Raw genomic sequence first — 2,500 nt, forward strand, 5'->3', positions numbered from 1 at the left:
GCGTGTTCAAATCTATGGGCACTATTCACATATATCCGAGTGAATGCACAGTGGTTGTTGTTTCAAAACCGCACAGTGGACGCGTAACATCATTGGAGTAAGACAAGCCCTCGGCCTATTAGTACCGGTCGGCTAGGCATTACTGCTGTACACCTCCGGCCTATCAACCCAGTGGTCTACTGGGGGCCTTACCCCACAATGTGGGTGGGAAACCTCATCTTGAAACGTGCTTCCCGCTTAGATGCATTCAGCGGTTATCACTTCCGAACGTAGCTAACCAGCCGTGCCCCTGGCGGGACAACTGGCACACCAGAGGTTCGTCCATCCCGGTCCTCTCGTACTAGGGACAGCCTTTCTCAAGTTTCCTACGCGCGCGGCGGATAGGGACCGAACTGTCTCACGACGTTCTAAACCCAGCTCGCGTGCCGCTTTAATGGGCGAACAGCCCAACCCTTGGGACCTGCTCCAGCCCCAGGATGCGACGAGCCGACATCGAGGTGCCAAACCATCCCGTCGATATGGACTCTTGGGGAAGATCAGCCTGTTATCCCCGGGGTACCTTTTATCCGTTGAGCGACGCCGCTTCCACATGCCAGCGCCGGATCACTAGTTCCGACTTTCGTCCCTGCTCGACATGTCTGTCTCACAGTCAAGCTCCCTTGTGCACTTACACTCGAAACCTGATTGCCAACCAGGCTGAGGGAACCTTTGAGCGCCTCCGTTACATTTTAGGAGGCAACCGCCCCAGTTAAACTACCCATCAGGCACTGTCCCTGATCCAGATAATGGACCTAAGTTAGACATCTAGTACGACCAGAGTGGTATTTCAACGATGACTCCACAACCACTGGCGTGGCCACTTCACAGTCTCCCACCTATCCTACACAAGCCGAACCAAACACCAATACCAAACTATAGTAAAGGTCCCGGGGTCTTTCCGTCCTGCCGCGCGTAACGAGCATCTTTACTCGTAGTGCAATTTCGCCGAGTCCATGGTTGAGACAGCGCCCAAGTCGTTACTCCATTCGTGCAGGTCGGAACTTACCCGACAAGGAATTTCGCTACCTTAGGATGGTTATAGTTACCACCGCCGTTTACTGGGGCTTAAGTTCTCAGCTTCGAAGAGTTACCCCTTCTAACCGGTCCCCTTAACCTTCCAGCACCGGGCAGGAGTCAGTCCGTATACATCGTCTTACAACTTCGCACGGACCTGTGTTTTTAGTAAACAGTCGCTTGGGCCTGGTCTCTGCGGCCATCACCGCTTCCACACGCAAGGTGTGTAACGGATCCGGCCCCCCTTCTCCCGAAGTTACGGGGGCATTTTGCCGAGTTCCTTAACCATGGTTCACTCGATCGCCTTAGTATTCTCTACCTGATCACCTGAGTCGGTTTGGGGTACGGGCGGCGCATAGCTCGCTAGAGGTTTTTCTCGACAGCATAGGATCATCCACTTCACCAATTGGCTCCCCATCAGGTCTCAGGCTATATGTGACGCGGATTTGCCTACGTCACGCCCTACACCCTTAGCCGTGGACTACCATCGCCACGGTTGGACTACCTTCCTGCGTCACCCCATCGCTTGACTACTACCGGATCGGTTCATGCGCTACTAAGATCACGTCCCCGAAGGGATCAATCACTTTTCGGGCACTTAGCATCACCGGCCTCGTCATGGGCGCTATTTTGCCGGTACGGGAATATCAACCCGTTGTCCATCGACTACGCCTGTCGGCCTCGCCTTAGGTCCCGACTTACCCAGGGCAGATTAGCTTGACCCTGGAACCCTTGATCATTCGGCGCAAGTGTTTCTCACACTTGATTCGCTACTCATGCCTGCATTCTCACTCGTGTAGCGTCCACACCTGGATCACTCCGGCGCTTCACTCGCCACACGACGCTCCCCTACCCATCCACACACCTGAACCACGAAGGCTTAGCTATTGTATGAATGCCATAGCTTCGGCGGATAACTTGAGCCCCGCTACATTGTCGGCGCGGAATCACTTGACCAGTGAGCTATTACGCACTCTTTCAAGGGTGGCTGCTTCCAAGCCAACCTCCTGGTTGTCACTGCGACTCCACATCCTTTTCCACTTAGTTATCGCTTAGGGGCCTTAGCTGATGGTCTGGGCTGTTTCCCTCTCGACGACGGAGCTTATCCCCCGCCGTCTCACTGCTGCGCTCTCACTTACCGGCATTCGGAGTTTGGCTAACGTCAGTAACCTTGTAGGGCCCATTAGCTATCCAGTGCTCTACCTCCGGCAAGAAACACGCAACGCTGCACCTAAATGCATTTCGGGGAGAACCAGCTATCACGAAGTTTGATTGGCCTTTCACCCCTATCCACAGGTCATCCCCTCAGTTTTCAACCTAAGTGGGTTCGGTCCTCCACGCGGTCTTACCCGCGCTTCAACCTGCCCATGGATAGATCACTTCGCTTCGGGTCTTGATCGCGCTACTCAAACGCCCTATTAGGACTCGCTTTCGCTACGGCTACCCC

At 54.4% G+C, this 2,500-nt stretch carries 1 rRNA gene (cut by a window edge); it reads right to left on the reverse strand.

Features of this window, described 5'->3' with window-relative positions:
- Positions 1-98: 98 nt before the first annotated feature.
- A 23S ribosomal RNA gene (locus ACYU7L_RS12190) occupies positions 99-2,500 on the reverse strand (it continues 704 nt past the right edge of the window).

It is taken from the genome of Nocardioides pacificus (genome assembly GCF_054775955.1).